Annotated in this window: 16 protein-coding genes; 8 read left to right on the top strand and 8 right to left on the bottom strand. The window is 73.3% G+C overall.

Annotated features, from left to right (window positions below):
* Positions 1–151: 151 nt before the first annotated feature.
* From hpaE to ABIB16_RS10400, 5 genes are all read right to left on the bottom strand, one after another.
* Positions 152–1,696 carry a 5-carboxymethyl-2-hydroxymuconate semialdehyde dehydrogenase gene (gene hpaE / locus ABIB16_RS10420; RefSeq protein ID WP_354403209.1) on the bottom strand — a complete coding sequence of 515 codons (1,545 nt, stop codon included), beginning with the start codon at positions 1,694–1,696 and terminating at the stop codon, positions 152–154.
* 83 nt (positions 1,697–1,779) lie between these two features.
* On the bottom strand, positions 1,780–2,481 hold the full coding sequence (locus ABIB16_RS10415) for a GntR family transcriptional regulator (RefSeq protein ID WP_041102616.1): 702 nt from the start codon (positions 2,479–2,481) through the stop codon (positions 1,780–1,782).
* A 2-nt stretch (positions 2,482–2,483) separates the two neighbouring features.
* Positions 2,484–4,082 carry a fumarylacetoacetate hydrolase family protein gene (locus ABIB16_RS10410; RefSeq protein ID WP_101967621.1) on the bottom strand — a complete coding sequence of 533 codons (1,599 nt, stop codon included), beginning with the start codon at positions 4,080–4,082 and terminating at the stop codon, positions 2,484–2,486.
* Between the two features lie 94 nt (positions 4,083–4,176).
* The gene (locus ABIB16_RS10405) at positions 4,177–5,391 is read right to left on the bottom strand and encodes an aminotransferase-like domain-containing protein (protein ID WP_101967620.1); all 1,215 of its coding nucleotides are present in this window, start codon (positions 5,389–5,391) and stop codon (positions 4,177–4,179) included.
* Positions 5,392–5,463: 72 nt separating this feature from the next.
* On the bottom strand, positions 5,464–6,198 hold the full coding sequence (locus ABIB16_RS10400; RefSeq protein WP_101967619.1) for a GerMN domain-containing protein: 735 nt from the start codon (positions 6,196–6,198) through the stop codon (positions 5,464–5,466).
* Positions 6,199–6,356: 158 nt separating this feature from the next.
* Here ABIB16_RS10400 and ABIB16_RS10395 point away from each other — a divergent pair, with 158 nt between their 5' ends.
* The 4 genes from ABIB16_RS10395 to pdxT all read left to right on the top strand — a co-directional run bounded on the left by ABIB16_RS10395 (position 6,357) and on the right by pdxT (position 9,428).
* Positions 6,357–7,202 carry an HpcH/HpaI aldolase/citrate lyase family protein gene (locus ABIB16_RS10395; RefSeq protein WP_101967618.1) on the top strand — a complete coding sequence of 282 codons (846 nt, stop codon included), beginning with the start codon at positions 6,357–6,359 and terminating at the stop codon, positions 7,200–7,202.
* Between the two features lie 51 nt (positions 7,203–7,253).
* Complete coding sequence (locus ABIB16_RS10390) at positions 7,254–7,739, top strand: DedA family protein (protein ID WP_060974159.1); 486 nt, start codon at positions 7,254–7,256, stop codon at positions 7,737–7,739.
* 115 nt (positions 7,740–7,854) lie between these two features.
* Positions 7,855–8,799: a pyridoxal 5'-phosphate synthase lyase subunit PdxS gene (pdxS, locus tag ABIB16_RS10385; RefSeq protein WP_036313496.1), complete on the top strand. Its 945-nt coding sequence runs from the start codon at positions 7,855–7,857 to the stop codon at positions 8,797–8,799.
* The gene (pdxT, locus tag ABIB16_RS10380; RefSeq protein WP_170721351.1) at positions 8,796–9,428 is read left to right on the top strand and encodes a pyridoxal 5'-phosphate synthase glutaminase subunit PdxT; all 633 of its coding nucleotides are present in this window, start codon (positions 8,796–8,798) and stop codon (positions 9,426–9,428) included. Before pdxS ends, pdxT begins: the two co-directional genes overlap by 4 nt.
* A 36-nt stretch (positions 9,429–9,464) precedes the next feature.
* On the opposite strand, the gene ald is transcribed toward pdxT, so the two are convergent.
* Entirely contained in the window at positions 9,465–10,607 is a 1,143-nt protein-coding gene (gene ald, locus ABIB16_RS10375) for an alanine dehydrogenase (RefSeq protein WP_122054692.1), read from the bottom strand.
* 105 nt (positions 10,608–10,712) lie between these two features.
* Between ald and ABIB16_RS10370 the strand changes: the two genes are divergently transcribed.
* On the top strand, positions 10,713–11,210 hold the full coding sequence (locus tag ABIB16_RS10370; protein WP_044658794.1) for a DUF456 domain-containing protein: 498 nt from the start codon (positions 10,713–10,715) through the stop codon (positions 11,208–11,210).
* A gap of 55 nt (positions 11,211–11,265) precedes the next feature.
* On the opposite strand, the gene ABIB16_RS10365 is transcribed toward ABIB16_RS10370, so the two are convergent.
* Both ABIB16_RS10365 and ABIB16_RS10360 read right to left on the bottom strand, forming a co-directional pair.
* Positions 11,266–11,994, bottom strand: a complete 729-nt coding sequence (locus tag ABIB16_RS10365) for a FadR/GntR family transcriptional regulator (protein WP_002857917.1) — start codon at positions 11,992–11,994, stop codon at positions 11,266–11,268.
* A gap of 100 nt (positions 11,995–12,094) precedes the next feature.
* Positions 12,095–13,756 (bottom strand): L-lactate permease, encoded by a 1,662-nt coding sequence (locus tag ABIB16_RS10360; RefSeq protein ID WP_122054690.1) that lies wholly within the window; start codon positions 13,754–13,756, stop codon positions 12,095–12,097.
* 201 nt (positions 13,757–13,957) lie between these two features.
* Between ABIB16_RS10360 and ABIB16_RS10355 the strand changes: the two genes are divergently transcribed.
* Genes ABIB16_RS10355 through ABIB16_RS10345 form a run of 3 tightly spaced genes read left to right on the top strand, consistent with a single transcriptional unit; the run spans position 13,958 to position 17,150 of the window.
* The gene (locus ABIB16_RS10355; RefSeq protein ID WP_122054688.1) at positions 13,958–14,821 is read left to right on the top strand and encodes a (Fe-S)-binding protein; all 864 of its coding nucleotides are present in this window, start codon (positions 13,958–13,960) and stop codon (positions 14,819–14,821) included.
* Entirely contained in the window at positions 14,818–16,458 is a 1,641-nt protein-coding gene (locus ABIB16_RS10350) for a LutB/LldF family L-lactate oxidation iron-sulfur protein (protein ID WP_122054686.1), read from the top strand. The genes ABIB16_RS10355 and ABIB16_RS10350 overlap by 4 nt, the downstream gene beginning before the upstream one ends.
* Positions 16,455–17,150, top strand: coding sequence for a LutC/YkgG family protein (locus ABIB16_RS10345; protein WP_044658796.1), 696 nt, complete (start codon positions 16,455–16,457; stop codon positions 17,148–17,150). Before ABIB16_RS10350 ends, ABIB16_RS10345 begins: the two co-directional genes overlap by 4 nt.
* Positions 17,151–17,174: the final 24 nt, after the last annotated feature.

The following is a 17,174-nucleotide window of genomic DNA, read 5'->3' as shown; positions in this document are numbered from 1 at the left end:
TTGTCGCGGGTCCGGGGCGCCCGCACCCGCGACAACTCAACCCGCGTCGGTGGGCCGGGGGAGAGACCCGGCCCGGCCCCACCACGACGACGGCGCCCGCACCGTCGCGGGGACGGTGCGGGCGCCGTCATGGTCGCCGGTCAGCGCGGGGTCAGCCGTCGATCTGCGCCGCGGCCTGCTCCTGCTTGCCGAACACCGGGTTGTGGACCTCGCCGAGGTTGATGTGCACGGCCTGCTGATCGGTGTAGAAGTCGATCGAGCGGTAGCCGCCCTCGTGGCCCAGGCCGGAGGCCTTCACCCCGCCGAACGGGGTGCGCAGGTCCCGCACATTGTTGGAGTTCAGCCACACCATGCCGGCCTCCACGTTCTGCGCGACGTTGTGGGCGCGCTTGAGGTCGTTGGTCCAGATGTAGGCGGCCAGACCGTACTTGGTGTTGTTGGCCAGCTCGAGGGCCTCCTCCTCCGTGTCGAAGGGGGTGATGGCCACCACCGGGCCGAAGATCTCCTCCTGGAAGATCCGGGCGTCCGGGGCCACGTCCGCGAACACGGTGGGCTGCACGAAGTTGCCCTCGGGGAAGCCCTCCGGGCGGCCGCCGCCGGCCACCAGGCGGGCCTCGGTCTTGCCGATCTCCACGTAGGACATGACCTTCTCGAAGTGCTCCGGGTGCACGATGGCGCCGACTTCGGTGGTCTCGTCGTCCGGCAGGCCGACCTTCACGCGGGAGGCCTGGGCGGCGTAGCGCTCCACGAACTCGTCGTAGACGGAGCGCTGGACCAGGATGCGGGAGCCGGCGGTGCAGCGCTCGCCGTTCAGGGAGAACACGCCGAAGATGGTCGCGTCGATCGCCGCGTCCAGGTCCGCGTCCTCGAACACCACGGCCGGGGACTTGCCGCCGAGCTCCATGGACAGGCCCTTCAGGTGCGGGGCGGCGTTGGCGAAGATGATCTGGCCGGTGCGGGACTCGCCGGTGAAGGAGATCAGCGGCACGTCCGGGTGCTTCACGAGCGGGTCGCCCGCGTAGCCCTCCTCGCCGAAGCCGTGCACCATGTTGAACACGCCCTTCGGCAGGCCGGCCTCCTCGAAGATCCCGCCCCACAGGGAGGCCGAGAGCGGGGTGAACTCGGCGGGCTTGAGCACCACCGAGTTGCCGGTGGCGATGGCCGGGGCCAGCTTCCAGGACTCCAGCATGAACGGGGTGTTCCACGGGGTGATCAGGCCGGCGACGCCGATCGGCTTGCGGTTCACGTAGTTGATCTGGCGGCCCGGCACCTTGAAGGTGTCGTCGTGCTGGGCCACGATCAGGTCCGCGAAGAAGCGGAAGTTCTCGGCGGCGCGGGCGGCCTGGCCCCTCGCCTGCTTGATCGGCAGGCCGGTGTCGAAGCACTCCATCTCGGCCAGCTGGTCGCCGCGGGTCTCCATGATGTCGGCGATCCGGTGCAGCACGCGGGAGCGCTGGCGCGGCAGGGCCTGGGACCACTCGCCGGACTCGAAGGCCCGCTTCGCGGCGGCGACGGCGCGGTCGATGTCCGCGGCCTTGCCGGAGGCGGCCGTCAGGTACGGCTCGTTGGTCACCGGGTCGAGCACCTCGAAGGTGTCGCCGTCGATCGAGTCGACGAACTCGCCGTCGATGTAGTGGCGCAGGACGTCGGGCAGGCCCGCGGGCTTGCGGGCCTCGATGCTGGTCTTCTCCGTCATGGTGTCTCTTTCACTGAGTGCTTCGGGTGGGTCTGATGATCGGGGCCTGGAGCAGCCGGCGTCGGCGCCGGTCCGGCCGGCGGTCACGCGGACGGCTCGGCGCTGTGCTCCAGGTAGGCGTGCAGGGTGTTCAGGCGGTGGGCGCGGGCGGCGGCCTCGATCTCCTCGAAGCGCGCCCCGTCCTCGATCAGGCGCAGCAGGTGCTCGTGCTCGTCCACGGAGGCCACCGCCCGACCGGGCACGTACGCGAACGTGGAGGAGCGCAGCGCGGCCAGGCGGTTCCAGCCGCGGTGCACCAGGTCGTGCACGTGCTCGTTCTGGTGATGCTCGAACAGGATCGAGTGGAAGCGACGGTTGAGCTCGGTGAACGCCACCGGGTCCCAGGCCGTCTCCGACTCCGTCATCGCGCGCATGGTCGCGTTCACCTCGCGGGCCGCCGCGAGGTCCTCGGCGGTCACGTGCGGGGCGCACTGGGCGGTGGAGAACCCCTCCACCAGCGCCAGCGTCTCCATGGTGTGGCGGTACTCGACCGGGTCGATGCCCACCACGGTGGCGCCCACGTTGCGCTCGTAGGCCACCAGCTTCTCGGACTGCAGGCGGCGGATCGCCTCCCGCACGGGCACCACGGACATGCCCAGCTCCGCGGCGATCTGGGACAGCACCAGCCGGTCGCCCGGCTCGTGGCGCTGGTCCCGGATCCCCTCGAGGATCGCCTGGTAGGCGCGGTCCGCCTTGGAGACGGGGGCGCCTGCGAGGCCGACCGTTCCGATGTCCGTGCGGCGCATGCTCAGGCGTCGCCCTCCGGGGCCGGGGCGTCCGGCAGGGTCTTGCGGTACTCGGCGAACTTGGCCTTCCACTCGGCGTTCGGGGGGAACATCCCGTCCACCGGGTAGCCGGCCTTGACCTGCTCGTACGCCCAGGCGTCCTGGAGCTCCTGCTCGTAGGCGTCGTCCACGACCTCCTGGAGCAGGGACGGCGGGATGACCACCACACCGTCGTCGTCGCCGACGATGATGTCGCCGGGCTGCACGGTGGTGCCGCCGCAGGCGATGGTGCCGCCGACCTCCCACGGGATGTGACGGCGGCCCAGCACCGCCGGGTGCGTGGCGCCGGCGTACACCTGGAGGCCGACCTCGGCGACGGCGGCGGAGTCGCGGATGCCGCCGTCCGTGATCACGGCGTTCGCGCCGTTCACCTGGGCGCGCAGGGCCAGGACGTCCCCGAGGGTGCCGGTGCCGTGCTCGCCACGGGCCTCCATGACCACCACGTCGTCCGGCTGCACCGAGTCGATGGCCCGCTTCTGGGCGTTGAAGCCGCCGCCGAACTCCTTGGCCAGGTCCTCGCGCTTGGGGATGTAGCGCAGGGTCTTCGCGTAGCCGAGGACGCGCCGGCCCCGGTGGATCGGGCGCGGGCCGTCGATGGTCGCGTTCTGGACGCCGCGCTTCTGCAGCTGGGCGGTGAGGGTGGCCACCGCGATGGCGTCGATCTTGGCGCGCAGCTCCGGGGTCAGCAGGGAGCGGTCCGGCTGCGGGGCGCTCGCGACCCAGTGGCCGTTCTCGTCCACCGCGGACGACGACGGCGCCGCGGCCTGCGGGGCCAGACCGGCGGCCTCGCGGGAGCCCCAGGCCTCCTCGCGCTGCACGTCGTCCACCTGCGGCTGCGCGCCGAACGGGGCCAGGGAGTGCTCCGAGTCGACGACCGTCGTCACCAGGCGGCCGGTGGTCGGTGCGCCGGGGGCGCTGGGGGCGTCCACCTCCACCTCGACGACGTCGCCCGGCTGGGCCACGGAGGATCCGGCGGGGGTGCCGGTGAGGATGACGTCGCCCTCCTCGAGCGTCATGAGCTGCGAGAGGTCGGCCACGAGCTGGCCGAACGGGAAGACGAGGCCCTCGGTGGTGTCGTCCTGGACGATCTCGCCGTTGACCCAGGTGCGCACGCGCAGGGCGGCCGGGTCCAGGCCCGCGGCGGAGATCACCGCGGGGCCGAGCGGGGTGAAGCCGTCGCCGGACTTGTTCTTGACGTTGGAGCCCTTGTCCGCGTGGCGGAGGTCGTAGAGACCCCAGTCGTTGGCGGCGGTGATGCCGGAGACGTGCGACCAGCCCTCCTCCGGGCTGACGCGCCGGGCGGTGCGGCCGATGATCAGCGCGATCTCGCCCTCGTAGGCGAGCAGCTCGGTGCCGGCGGGGCGCTCGATGGTGTCGCCGCTGCCGGCGAGGGAGGTGCCGGCCTTGAGGAAGTAGCCGGGGGCCTGCGGGGACCGGCCCCGCTGGGCGATGCGGGAGGGGTAGTTCAGGTGGACGGCGAGCACCTTGCCCGGCCGGTTCTCCCGGACGGTGAAGTCGTGCTCGGTGACGGTGGGCGTGGGGTCCGGTGTGCTCTGCGTCATGGTCGAGATCGTATACGATCTCGCGGGCCGGGGGAAGAGGCCGCACGCCCGGCAGACGCGCCGGGCCGACGTCGTCGTGGGCGCCCGCCGCGGCTCAGCGGGCCCGGTCGATCGACTCGTTCACCGCGGGGGCCAGGCGCCGCACGCCCTCCACGAGCTTCTCGGCCTCCACGAACGAGTACGCCAGGCGCAGGGTGGAGTGTGTGCCCTCGACGGGGGTGAAGGCCGCCCCCGGCACGAACACCGCGCCCGCCTCGATGCCGCGGTGCATCACCTCGAGGGTGTCCACTCCGGCCGGCAGGGTGGCCCACAGGAAGAAGCCGCCCTGCGGGGTGATGAACTCGACCGCCGGGTCCCAGTGCTCACGCACCGCGTCCACGAGCGCCGCGGCCCGCTCGCGGTACAGCCCGGTCACGTGGCGGACGTGGCCCTGCCAGTCCAGCTGCGTGACGAAGGCGGTGGAGAGCATCTGCGAGTACGTGGACGCGTGGATGTAGGCCGATTCCGCGCACAGGTAGAACTCGCGCTGGAGCGCGGCCGGCACGAGCGCCCAGCCGATGCGCATGCCCGGGGAGAAGATCTTGGACATCGTGCCGAGGTGGACCACGTTGTCCCGGTGGTCGGCGGCGATCGGGGCGACGGGCTCGCCGTCGAACGCGATCTGCCCGTACGGGTTGTCCTCCACGATGAGCACGCCGTGCTTCTCGCAGATCGCGCCCACCTCGGCGCGGCGGCCCGGGGGCAGCAGGGCGCCCGAGGGGTTCGCGAACGAGGGGATCGTGTAGAGGAAGGCCACGCGGCGGCCCTCGGCGGCCAGGCGGGTCAGGGTCTCGTCGAGGGCCGCGGGCACCAGGCCGTGGTCGTCGGTGCCCGTGGCCACGGCCTCGAGCTGCCAGGTGGTGAAGGTGGTCAACGCGCCCACGAACGTGGGGTCCTCCACCACGACGACGTCGCCCGGGTTCGCGAACGCCCGGCAGGCGGTGTCGATCGCGGCCTGCGAGCCGGGGGTGATGACCACGAGGTCGGGATCCGCGTCCGGGATGCCGTCGGCGGCCATGACGGTGGCTGCGGCGGCACGCATCTCCTCGGTGCCCTGGCCCGGGCCGTACTGCAGGGACTCCGTGCCGAACCGGGTCATCAGGTCGGAGGCGATCCGGCCCAGCTCGTCGAGGGGCAGGTCGGCGAGCCACGGGTTCCCGCCCGCGAGCGAGATGAGGTTCGGGTCCATCGCGATGTCGAAGACGTCGCGGACCGCGGACTGCTTCACGCCGACGGCGCGCTGGGACAGGTGATCTCGGAGGTTCCGCACGCTCGGCACCCTATAGCACGGCGCGGCCGTGCCCGAAGGTCCGATGACGGGCGACGACGGCGGGTCGCGCGGTCAGGGGGCGCTCGGCTCCTGGCCGGGGGACCACGTGCCCTGGGTCGGCTCGGCGGGACCCCACGACGACTCCTCGGCCGGCGCCCACGTCTGCCCGCCGGATCCGTCGCTCGGCTCCCCACTCGGCGTGGGGTCCCCCTGCGGGACGTCCACGGACTCGCCGAGGCGGAGCGGTTCGAGCCCCAACACGTCGTCGAGGTCCCGGCCGTCCACCTCGAGTCGGACCTGGCCCGCGGACGTGAAGGCGGCGGCGGTCGCCTGCAGCTGGGCGCGGATCCGTTCGGCCGTGCACTCGTCCTCCGGCGTCACGGTGCCGGTGAAGGTGAAGATCTCCACGTCGCCCTCGCGGCGGTGCCCGGTCGGGGTGAGGGTCTCGCGCGCGTCGAACACGGCGTTCCACAGCGACGGGTCGCCGTGCCAGCCGCGCTCGTCCGCGAACAGGAAGTCCAGGGCGGTGTCCGCCTCGTCCTCGGTGTCCGTCGGCACGGTCTGCACGGGCACCAGCAGGTCGCCGCAGCCGAAGGGCCGGCCGCTCGTCCCCGGGACCGCCTCCGGTTCCGCGACGGCGAGGTGGACCGTCAGCGGCTGATACCCCTCCGTCGCGGGCAGGGGCACGCCGTCGTCGGACGCCGAGTCCTCGGCCAGGTCGGGGGCGACCGCGCAGCCGGCCAGCAGGCACGCGGCGGCCACGGCACCCGTGATCCGCAGGGCGCGGGAAGGGGAGGGCGGGCGCATCGGGTACTCCTGGCGGTCGGGGGTCGGCGGCGTCGGACGGACCGACGGCCTCTCCATGCTACGGCCGTCCGTCTCGCCCGCTGCGAGCGGATGTGAGGCCTCCCGCGGGTGGGAAGGGGCCCGCGGGCGGACGGCCGCGGCGGGCTAGGCTGGAGGCCATGCCCGTGAGGAACCGTCGCGCCGCCGCCCTGCCCGCCAAGCTCAGCCGCTCCTGGCTGCTGGTCAACGCGGCCACCCCCGACGCGTTCGCCCCCGCCCTGGCCTCCGAGGCCGACTCCGTCATCTTCGACCTCGAGGCCGCCGTGCCGGAGGAGCAGAAGGACGCGGCCCGCCAGCACGTCGTGGACGCCCTCTCCGGTGGCATGACGGCGTGGGTGCGCATCTCCGCGACCTCCACGGTCCACTGGCAGCGGGATCTCGAGGCGCTCGCGGGTCTCGACGGCGTGCGCGGCGTCGTGCTGGCCGAGACCGAGGAGCCGGAGCAGGTCACGTTCACCGCGATGCGTCTGCGCGCCGGCACCCCGGTGATCGCCCTGCTGGAGTCCGCCCTGGGCATCGAGAACGCCACGGCCGTGGCCAAGGCGCCGGGCACGTTCCGTCTCGCCTTCGGCGTGAACGACTTCCGCAAGGACGTCGGCGTCGGCGAGGACCCGCTGGCCATGGCCTACGCCCGCTCCCGCATGGTGATCGCCTCCCGCGTGGGCGGTCTGCCCGGGGCGATCGACGGACCGCCCGGCAACGCGGACGGTGAGGACGCGGTCGTCGACTCCAGCGCCGTCACCGCCTCGATGGGCATGACCGGCCGCCTCGTCCTGAACCGGGATCAGGTGGACTGGGTCAACCGGGCGATGTCCCCGTCCGAGGACGAGCTCGCGTGGGCCCGCGACCTGCTCGAGAAGCATGCTCAGGGCGCCGCCGTCGGCGACGGCTCGTACCTGCCCCGCGTGCTGCGCGCCCAGAAGATCGCGGACCTCGCGGACTCGTACGGGCTCTGGAACGCGTGAGCACGGCCGGGGCGCGCGCATGAGTCCCCGCACCGACGGGTGGCTCCGCCCATGATGGCGTGGATCGACGGGCTGCCGCTGCTGTGGTCCATCGGGTTCTTCTGGATGCTGGCGATCCTGCGCACCCTGATCGTGTTCTCGCTCGGGCGGGGGCTGGCCTCCGGCGTCGAGCGGACCCGCTGGTTCGCCCGCGTGATGGAGGGGCCCGTCTATGTCCGCGCCCAGCGCTTCATCCAGCGCCACGGGGTGTGGGCCATCCCGTTCTGCTACCTCACGGTGGGCATCCAGACGGCGGTGATCGGCTCCGCCGGCGTCGCCCGCATGCCCTGGCGCCGGTTCCTGCCGGCGGCCGCGCTCGGCACGTTCCTGTGGGGCGTGGTGTACGGGACCGTCGGGATGGCCGTGGTGTGGGCCGTCATCGGCGCGGCGCTCGGAGAGGGCCGGGGCGCCCTCGCCCTCGTGCTGATCCTCGCGGCCGTGGCTGCGTTCGTCGTGTGGCGCCGACGCCGCACGCTGCGCCGGCACGGGGCCGGGTGACGTCGTCGTCCGTGACGCGGGCCGGGCTGCGCCGCCGGGGGACTAGAGTTGACCGCGTCTTCGCCCCGGCCAGCCGCCCCGCGGCCGGGGCCGCCACCCCTTCGGAAGGACCACCATGAGCGACGAGCGCGCCCGCAGCTTCTCCGCCTCCACCGCCTCCGCCGCCGACGACGGCGCCCGCGGCACCGGCACGACCCGCGTCAAGCGCGGCCTGGCGGACATGATGAAGGGCGGCGTGATCATGGACGTCGTCAACGCGGAGCAGGCGCGCATCGCCGAGGACGCCGGCGCCGTGGCCGTCATGGCGCTCGAGCGGGTCCCGGCCGACATCCGCGCCCAGGGCGGCGTGGCCCGCATGTCCGACCCCGACCTGATCGACGGCATCGTCGAGGCCGTGTCCATCCCCGTGATGGCCAAGGCGCGCATCGGCCACTTCGTGGAGGCCCAGGTGCTGCAGGCGCTCAAGGTGGACTTCATCGACGAGTCCGAGGTGCTCTCCCCGGCGGACTACGTGAACCACATCGACAAGTGGGACTTCGACGTGCCCTTCGTGTGCGGCGCCACCAACCTCGGCGAGGCCCTGCGCCGCATCACCGAGGGCGCGGCCATGATCCGGTCCAAGGGCGAGGCCGGCACCGGCGACGTCTCCGAGGCCGTGAAGCACATCCGCACCATCCGCAAGGAGATCGCCCAGCTCCAGGGCCTGGCCCAGGACGAGCTGTACGTGGCCGCGAAGGAGCTGCAGGCGCCGTACGAGCTGGTGCGCGAGGTCGCCGAGACCGGCGCCCTGCCCGTCGTGATGTTCACCGCCGGCGGCGTGGCCACCCCGGCCGACGCAGCCCTGATGATGCAGATGGGCGCCGACGGCGTGTTCGTGGGCTCCGGCATCTTCAAGTCCGGCAACCCGGCCGAGCGCGCCCGCGCCATCGTCAAGGCCACCGCCCAGTTCGACGACCCGATGGCGGTCGCCGAGGCCTCCCGCGGCCTGGGTGAGGCCATGGTGGGCATCAACGTGGGCGACCTGCCCGCCCCGCACCGCCTGGCCGAGCGCGGCTGGTGAGTCCACAGAAGACCGTCGGCGTGTTCGCCCTCCAGGGCGACGTGCGGGAGCACGCCCACGTGCTCGAGTCCCTCGGCGCGCGCACGCGCCCCGTGCGCCGCCCCGCGGACCTCGAGGGTCTGGACGGCATCGTGCTGCCCGGCGGCGAGTCCTCCGTGATGGACCGCCTCGCCCGGATCATGGGGCTCAAGGACCCGCTCATCGCCGCCCTCCGCGACGGGCTGCCCGCCTACGGCACGTGCGCGGGGCTGATCATGCTGGCCCGCGAGATCCGCAACCCGGCGCCGGATCAGGGCGGGCTCGGCGTGCTGGACGTGGCCGTGCGGCGCAACGCCTTCGGCGCGCAGGTGGACTCGTTCGAGGAGGACCTGGACATCCCCGCGGTCGCGGCGGAGCCGGTGCACGCCGTGTTCATCCGCGCCCCCGCCGTCGTCCAGGCGGGGGAGGGCGTCGAGGTCCTGGCGAGCGTGCCGGCGTCGCGCCTGTCCGTGCCCGCGGCGGAACCGGGGCTCGACGGCGACGCGCGGCTGCCCGTGGCCGTGCGGCAGGGCCACCTGCTCGCCACGGCCTTCCACCCTGAGGTGACCGGCGACTGGTCCTTCCACCGGGCGTTCCTCGCGGGGCTCTGAGCGGCCGGCCGGCCCCGCGCGCGACGGGCGCGGGGCTCAGGCCTCCGCGAGCACCTCGGAGGTGACGCGGACGTCCTTCTGGGGGTCCAGGCCGAGCTCGTCGGCCACGGCCGTGGCGACGGAGGGCAGGGTGAGCGCGCCGTCGTGGGCGTTGAGGCCCCCGGCGAAGCCCTCGTCCGCGGCCAGCGCCGCACGCCATCCGAGGTCGGCGATGCGCTTGATGTAGGGCAGCGTCGCGTTGGTCAGGGCCGAGGTGGAGGTCTGGGGCACGGCGCCGGGCATGTTGGAGACGCAGTAGTAGATCTTGTCCCCCACGAGGTACGTCGGGTCCTGGTGGGTGGTGGCCCGCGAGTTCTCGAAGCAGCCGCCCTGGTCGATCGCGATGTCCACCAGCACCGAGCCGGGCCGCATGGACTCCACCATCTCGGCGGTCACCAGCTTCGGGGCCGCGGCGCCGGGGATCAGCACGGAGCCGATCACGAGGTCCGCGTCCGCCACGGTCTCACCGATGTTCAGGTGGGACGAGGCCAGCGTGCGGATCCGGCCCTGGTGGACGGCGTCCAGCTGCGCGAGCCGCTCGAGGGAGATGTCCAGGACGGTCACGTCCGCGCCCATGCCCGCGGCGATCACGGCCGCCGCCTCGCCGGCCACCCCTCCGCCGATCACGGCCACCCGGGCGCGGCGGGTGCCGGGCACGCCGCCCATCAGCACGCCCGAGCCGCCCTGCGGCTGGAGGAGGTGGTAGGCGCCCGCGGCGGGGGCCAGGCGGCCGGCCACCTGGCTCATGGGGGCCAGCAGCGGCAGGGAGCGGCCGCGGGTGACCGTCTCGTAGGCGATCGCCGTCGTGCCGGCGTCCAGGATCGCCCGCGTGCACGCGGGGGAGGCGGCCAGGTGCAGATAGGTGAAGAGGACCTGGCCGCGGCGCAGGCGACCGTACTCCTCCGGCTGCGGCTCCTTGACCTTGAGGACCAGCTCGGCGCGCTCCCAGAGCTCGTCGACGTCGTCGACCAGCTCGGCGCCGGCGTCGCGGTAGTCCTGGTCCGAGGCGCCGGAGCCGACGCCGGCCCCCGACTGCACGAGGACCTGGTGGCCCGCGCGCACCAGCTCCTGGACCCCGCCCTGCGTCAGGGCCACACGGAACTCGTTGTTCTTCACTTCGGTGGGCACGGCGACCAACATGCGGCGAATCTAGCCCATCCGGCACGTTCCAGCGAGGGCGCGGGGGCCGCTGCGCGATCGCCCATGCATACGTCACCGCGGTGCCCGTCCCGTCATACTGGTGCGGTGACTCCCGCGCTGATCTCCCTCGTGGCCGTGCTCCTGCTCCTGGTGGGGCTGGTGGGCACCGTGTACCCCGTCCTGCCCGGCTCGCTGCTCAACCTCGTGACGGCTCTCGGCTGGGCCGCGCTGCTGGGCTCCCCCGCGTCCTGGACGTTCGGCGTCATCGCGGCCGGTCTCGCCGTGGCGGGGCTGAGCGCGTCCGCGGTGCTGACCGGCCGACGGCTGCGACGTGAACGCGTCACCCGCGGCCCGATCCTGTGGGGGGTGGCCGGCGCCGCCGTCGGGTTCTTCGTGATCCCGGTGGTGGGTCTGTTCCTCGGCTTCGCCGTCGGCCTGTTCGCCTCCCAGTGGGCCCGCACCCGGGACGCCCGGGCCGCCCTGAGCAGCTCGATCGGCGCGCTCACGGCCATGGGCATGGGCATGCTCGTGGAGTTCTGCTGTGCGCTGGGCTCGCTGACCGCCGTGGGCGTGGGCGCCCTGGTGCACGGCCTCACCGCCTGAACCGCCGGAGCCGTCCGTCCGGCGGGACCCCGCGCGCGCCGGACCCTTCGCCGGCTCAGCCGCCGGCGGGCACCCTGCCGGCCTGGGCGAGGGCGGCGAAGCCGAGGACGTGCTCCCGCAGCTCCTGCGCGGCCGCCCGGCCGTCCCCGGCGGCGGAGGCGGCGAGGATCCGCCGATGGTCGGCCTGCAGGCCGGCGCGCACGGCGGGCCAGTCGGACAGCCCGGCCACGGTCTCGGTCACGTAGCCGATGGTCGCCTGGCGCAGGGAGTCCAGCATCATCGCCGTCACGACGTTCCCGCCCAGGGTGGCCAGCCGCACATGGAACTCGGTGTCGAGCAGGTGGAAGTCCTCTTCCGGCAGCGCGGGGTCGTCCATCCGGTCCAGCAGGGTTTCCACCTCGGCCAGGACGGCGACGCTCTCGGGGTCGCCGGAGGTGGCGGCGGCCGCCTGCGCCGCATCGGTCTCGAGGAGCACGCGCGCGGCGACGACGTCGGCCATCGGCAGGGACCGGGTGGCGATGTGCAGGCGCAGCGCCCAGCCCAGCGCCGCGGACGGCTCGGAGACGACGACGGCCCCCGAGTTCGGCCCGGAGCCGGCGCTGGCGCGGATCAGGCCCATGGCCTCGAGCATCCGGGTGGCCTCCCGCACGGACGCCCGGGAGATCCCGAAGCGTTCGGCCAGGGTGCGTTCGCCGGGCAGCTTGTCCCCCACGACCACGGCGCCGGAGCGCAGCTCGGCCTCGAGCCAGTCGAGCACGATGGTGTAGGCGGGGGCAGCGGTCATGGACGGACCTTCCGAGGGGGCGGGGCGGCGACCCGAGGGGGCGGGGCGGCGACCGTCCATCCTACCGACGGACGCCGCCCCGCTCGGGTGGTGCAGGCGGTCAGCCCGCCGCCGGCAGCATCCACGCCAGCACGTTGGACTGCAGGTACACGAGCGTGCACACCGCCAGCAGGAGCACGAGCGACCACACCACCACGCGGCGCAGGATCTCGGACTCCCGGCCCTCCATGCCGACCGCCGTCGCGGCGATCGCCAGGGACTGCGGGGAGATCATCTTGCCCACGACGCCGCCGGAGGTGTTGGCGGCCACCAGCAGGGCCGGATCGGCGCCGATGTTCGTGGCGGCGGTCTGCTGCAGGGTGGAGAACAGCGCGTTCGCGGAGGTGTCCGAACCGGTCACGGCGGTGCCGAGCCAGCCGAGCACCGGGGACAGGAACACGAAGGCCGCGCCCAGGCCGGCCACCCACGTGCCCATGGCGACCGTCTGGCCCGAGAAGTTCATGACGTAGGCCAGGGAGAGCACGATCACGATCGTCAGGGCGGACCAGCGCATGCGGGCGAAGCAGCGGCCGATCTCGGCGAGCGCGTTCCCCACCGAGAGCGGGAACCGGCCGTCGTGGTCGAACCGGGAGTAGACCACGGCCATGATCAGGCCGGCGATCAGCAGCAGCGTGCCGGGGGAGGCCAGCCACTCGAACTTGTACACGGTGCTCGCCAGGGGCGCGCCGGAGGCGTCGACGAGGTGCCCGTCGAGCCCGGGCCACGGGATCTTGGCGGTGGCGGCGTTCAGGGCCGCGGTGATCGAGGGGACCAGCTTGGCCAGGGCGAACACGGCCACGACCACGATGTAGGGCAGCACGGCCATGAAGATCCGGCCGGGGGTGAGGTCCTGCGCCGCCGCGCGGGCGGGGGCGTCGAGGCGCTGGCGGGCCTCCTCGGCGCCCCGCGGCCGCCAGAAGCGCAGCAGCAGGACGGCGGCGGCGAGGGAGACCAGGGAGGCCACGACGTCGGTGAGCTCGTAGGAGAAGTAGGTCGAGGCCAGCCAGATGGCGACGGCGAAGCTCGCGCCGATCACGATCAGTGCCGGCCACGTCTGCCGCACGCCGCGCAGCCCGTCGATGATGAACACGAGCAGGAACGGCACGAACACGGCCACGAACGGGGCCTGGTGGCCGACGATCGCGCCGATGTGCGAGGCGGGGATGCCGGTGAGCGTGCCGGCGGTGGTGATGGGGGTGCCCACGGCGCCGAAGGCCACGGGCGCGGTGTTCGCCAGCAGCACGGCGGTGGCCGCCCGCAGCGGGGGCACACCCAGGCCGAGCACCATGGTGGCCGTGATGGCCACGGGGGCGCCGAAGCCGGCGAGGGCCTCGAGCAGGCCGCCGAAGCAGAACGCGATGAGCACGGCCTGGATGCGGATGTCTCCGCCGCCGAGCGAGTCGAAGATCGCGCGCATGTCGTCGAATCGCCCGGAGAGCACGGTGACCTGGTAGAACCACAGCGCCATCACGACGATCCAGACGATCGGGAACAGGCCGAAGGTCGCTCCCTGGGCGGCGGCCAGCGCCGCCAGGTGGGCCGGCATGTGGAAGCCCAGCACGGCCACGAGCAGGGCCACTACGAGGGCGGCGAGGCCCGACTGCCAGGCCTTGAGGCGCAGACCGAGGAGGGTGGCGAAGAACGTCAGCAGGGGCAGGACGCCGAGCGCGGCGGAGAGCGCGACGCTGCCGGCGGCATCGGGGGTGGGGGTGAAGGTGTGCACGGGGGTCTCCCGGTGGGCGAGGGGACGGGGCGGGATCCGGTCGGGCCGGTGATGGTCGGACCACTGTGGTCAGACCAAGGAGCGTACTGTGAGGGCGGTCACCTCGCAAGCGGCTGGCATGATATGGTCTGACCACTACGGCACCCGTGTGCTGCCGCACCGCACGGCGCCCCAGGCGCCCCGTCCGGAACGGAGACCGGCATGAGAATCGCCCTGTTCGCCACATGCATCGTGGACGCGATGTACCCCAAGGTGGCCCTCGCCACCGTCCGCATCCTCGAGCGGCTCGGCCATGAGGTGGTCTTCCCGCCCGGCCAGGTCTGCTGCTCGCAGATGCACGTCAACAGCGGATACATGGAGGACGCCCTCCCCGTCGTGCGCAACCACGTCCGCACCTTCATGAAGGCCGACTACGACCTCGCCGTCGCCCCCTCCGCCTCCTGCGTGGCCTCGCTCGGCCACCAGCAGCCGGACGTCGCCCGCTCCGGCGGGGACGAGGGGCTGGCCCGCGACGCCGAGGTCGTCGCCTCCCGCACCCTCGAGCTGTCCCAGCTGCTCACGGACGTCCTCGGGGTGACGGACGCCGCGGCCCAGCTCGGCTCCTGGTTCCCGCACACCGTGACCTACCACCCCTCCTGCCACGGCATGCGCCTGCTGCGCCTGGGCTCGCGTCAGGAGGACCTGCTGCGCACCGTCGCGGACATCGATCTGCGCCCGCTGCCGGACGCCGAGGAGTGCTGCGGCTTCGGCGGCACCTTCTCCCTGAAGAACCCGGACGTCTCCGCCGCCATCGCGGAGGAGAAGATCGAGAAGGTCACCGCGTCCGGCGCCTCCCTCTGCACGGGCGGCGACGCCTCCTGTCTGCTCCACCTGGACGGGGCCATGCACCGTCGAGAGGCGCGCGGTCAGGACGGCCGCCCGCTGCGCACCGTCCACCTCGCCGAGATCCTCGCGGCCACCCGGGAGAACCCGCTCGAGGTCGACGGCCCCGTCGAACTGTCCATCCCCACGTCCGCCGGCGTCCGCCGCGGACCGTCCGCCCGTGTCGAGGAGGCCCGCCGATGAGCACCGCACCCACCCGCGTGCGCCTGGGAATGCCCACCGTCCGCCCCGTCCACGGCGAGGGCGAGGTCCTGCTGAAGACCCCGTTCCCCGAGTCTGCCCGCGAGCAGCTGGGGAACGACCAGATGCGCGCCAACATCCGCCGGGCCACCCACACCATCCGTGCCAAGCGTGCCGGCGTCGTCGAGGAGCTGCCGGACTGGCAGGAGCTGCGCGCCGCCGGCTCCGCGCTGAAGCAGTCCGTCATGGCGGACCTGCCCGCGCTCCTCGAACGGCTCGAGTCCGAGGTCACCGCGCGCGGCGGCGTCGTGCACTGGGCCCGGGACGCGGCCGAGGCCAACCGCATCATCACGGAGCTCGTCACCGCCAAGGGCGTGGACGAGGTGATCAAGGTCAAGTCCATGGCCACCCAGGAGATCGGCCTGGACGCCGCGCTCGAGCATGCCGGTGTGGCCGCCGTCGAGACGGACCTGGCCGAGCTCATCGTCCAGCTCGGCCACGACCGGCCCAGCCACATCCTCGTCCCGGCGATCCACCGCAACCGCCGGGAGATCCGGGACATCTTCCTCCGGGAGATGCCGGAGACGGACGAGAGCCTCACCTCCGAGCCGGCCGACCTGGCCGAGGCCGCACGCCGGCACCTGCGCGAGAAGTTCCTGAGCACGAAGGTGGCGATCTCCGGGGCGAACTTCGGCGTCGCCGAGACGGGCACGCTCTCCGTCGTCGAGTCGGAGGGCAACGGCCGCATGTGCCTGACCCTGCCGGAGACGCTGATCACCGTGATGGGCATCGAGAAGCTCGTGCCCACCTTCGAGGACCTCGAGGTGTTCCTGCAGCTGCTGCCGCGCTCGTCCACGGGCGAGCGGATGAACCCGTACACCTCCATGTGGACGGGCGTCACCGAGGGCGACGGTCCCCAGGAGTTCCACCTGGTCCTGCTGGACAACGGCCGCTCCGCCGTGCTGTCCGACCCGAAGGGCCGTTCCGCGCTGCACTGCATCCGCTGCTCGGCGTGCATGAACGTGTGCCCCGTGTACGAGCAGACCGGCGGCCACGCCTACGGCTCGGTCTACCCGGGCCCGATCGGCGCGATCCTCTCCCCGCAGCTCACCGGTGTGGACGCGGGGGAGAACGGCACCCTGCCCTACGCCTCCACGCTGTGCGGCGCGTGCTACGACGTGTGCCCCGTGGCCATCGACATCCCCTCGATCCTCATCCACCTCCGGGACGAGGACGTGCAGGCCACCCACGCCGCCCGGAAGGCCCTGCGCACGGAGAAGGACGCCGCCGGCGGCCCCCTGGCCCGCGCCAAGACGGCGGTGGAGTCCGTCACGCCCTCGCAGATGGACGTGGCGATGAAGGGCGCCTCCGTGGTGATGTCCTCGGGTCGGCGCATGTCGCTGGCCGAGCGGGGCCTGGGGTTGGGCCGGGTCGCGGCCGGGCCGGACCGGGTGCTCGGCTGGCTGCCGGGCATCGCCGGCGGCTGGACCGACGAGCGTGACGTGCCGGCGCCCCCGCGGGAGTCCTTCCGCAACTGGTGGGCCCGCCACAAGGATGAGACCGAGCACCGGACCGCCCTGGACGGCGTCGCAGGGCTGGACCGCCAGGAGGACGAGCACGTCGAGGAGGACGGACGATGAGCGAGGCGAAGGCCGAGATCCTGCGGCGCATCCGCGAGGCGACGGCGGACGGCCCGGTCGCGGACCCGGTGCAGCGCACCTACCGGCGGACCTCCTCCCGGGACCGGGCCGAGGTGGTGGAGATGCTGCGTGACCGGCTGATCGACTACCGCGCCTCCGTGCGGGACGAGACCGAGGAGACGGTGGCCGCGGCCATCGCCGAGCTGCTCGGCCCGGACGCCCGGTACGTGGTGCCGGCCGGTCTGGAGCCGGACTGGCTCCCCGCGGACTCGCGCGGGGCCGGCCGGGAGCGCATCACGGAGCCCGCGGTGGGCCACACGGGGGAGCGGGCCGCGGTCCGCGGCGCCCACGACGGCGAGCGCGAGCCCCTCAGCGTGGACGCGCTGAACGAGGTGGACGCGGTGGTGACGTCCTCGACGGTCTCCTGCGCGGAGACCGGGACGATCTTCCTCAGCGGCCGCCCGGACGAGGGCCGCCGGGCGATCACCCTGGTCCCGGACCACCACGTGTGCATCGTGCCGCTGGACTCCGTGGTGGAGCTCTTCCCGGAGGCGCTGGCCCGCGTGGAGGCGACGGCGCCGATCACCATGATCTCCGGTCCCTCGGCCACGAGCGACATCGAGCTCGAGCGCGTCGAAGGCGTGCACGGGCCGCGCCGCCTGGACGTGATCCTGCTCGACCGCGCTCGCTGACGCGGGCGCGGTATAGCAGGGGAT

This window comes from Micrococcus sp. UYEF5 (assembly GCF_040546065.1).
Taxonomy (GTDB): Bacteria; Actinomycetota; Actinomycetes; order Actinomycetales; family Micrococcaceae; genus Micrococcus; species Micrococcus luteus.
This window is presented reverse-complemented; position numbering and strand designations above follow the sequence as displayed.

Bases quoted from the DNA above. Each gene is read 5' to 3' on its own strand.
- hpaE (WP_354403209.1), bottom strand. From the start codon at position 1,696: ATGACGGAGAAGACCAGCATCGAGGCCCGCAAGCCCGCGGGCCTGCCC.
- ABIB16_RS10415 (WP_041102616.1), bottom strand. From the start codon at position 2,481: ATGCGCCGCACGGACATCGGAACGGTCGGCCTCGCAGGCGCCCCCGTC.
- ABIB16_RS10410 (WP_101967621.1), bottom strand. From the start codon at position 4,082: ATGACGCAGAGCACACCGGACCCCACGCCCACCGTCACCGAGCACGAC.
- ABIB16_RS10400 (WP_101967619.1), bottom strand. From the start codon at position 6,198: ATGCGCCCGCCCTCCCCTTCCCGCGCCCTGCGGATCACGGGTGCCGTG.
- ABIB16_RS10395 (WP_101967618.1), top strand. From the start codon at position 6,357: ATGCCCGTGAGGAACCGTCGCGCCGCCGCCCTGCCCGCCAAGCTCAGC.
- ABIB16_RS10390 (WP_060974159.1), top strand. From the start codon at position 7,254: ATGATGGCGTGGATCGACGGGCTGCCGCTGCTGTGGTCCATCGGGTTC.
- pdxS (WP_036313496.1), top strand. From the start codon at position 7,855: ATGAGCGACGAGCGCGCCCGCAGCTTCTCCGCCTCCACCGCCTCCGCC.
- ald (WP_122054692.1), bottom strand. From the start codon at position 10,607: ATGTTGGTCGCCGTGCCCACCGAAGTGAAGAACAACGAGTTCCGTGTG.
- ABIB16_RS10365 (WP_002857917.1), bottom strand. From the start codon at position 11,994: ATGACCGCTGCCCCCGCCTACACCATCGTGCTCGACTGGCTCGAGGCC.
- ABIB16_RS10355 (WP_122054688.1), top strand. From the start codon at position 13,958: ATGAGAATCGCCCTGTTCGCCACATGCATCGTGGACGCGATGTACCCC.
- ABIB16_RS10350 (WP_122054686.1), top strand. From the start codon at position 14,818: ATGAGCACCGCACCCACCCGCGTGCGCCTGGGAATGCCCACCGTCCGC.
- ABIB16_RS10345 (WP_044658796.1), top strand. From the start codon at position 16,455: ATGAGCGAGGCGAAGGCCGAGATCCTGCGGCGCATCCGCGAGGCGACG.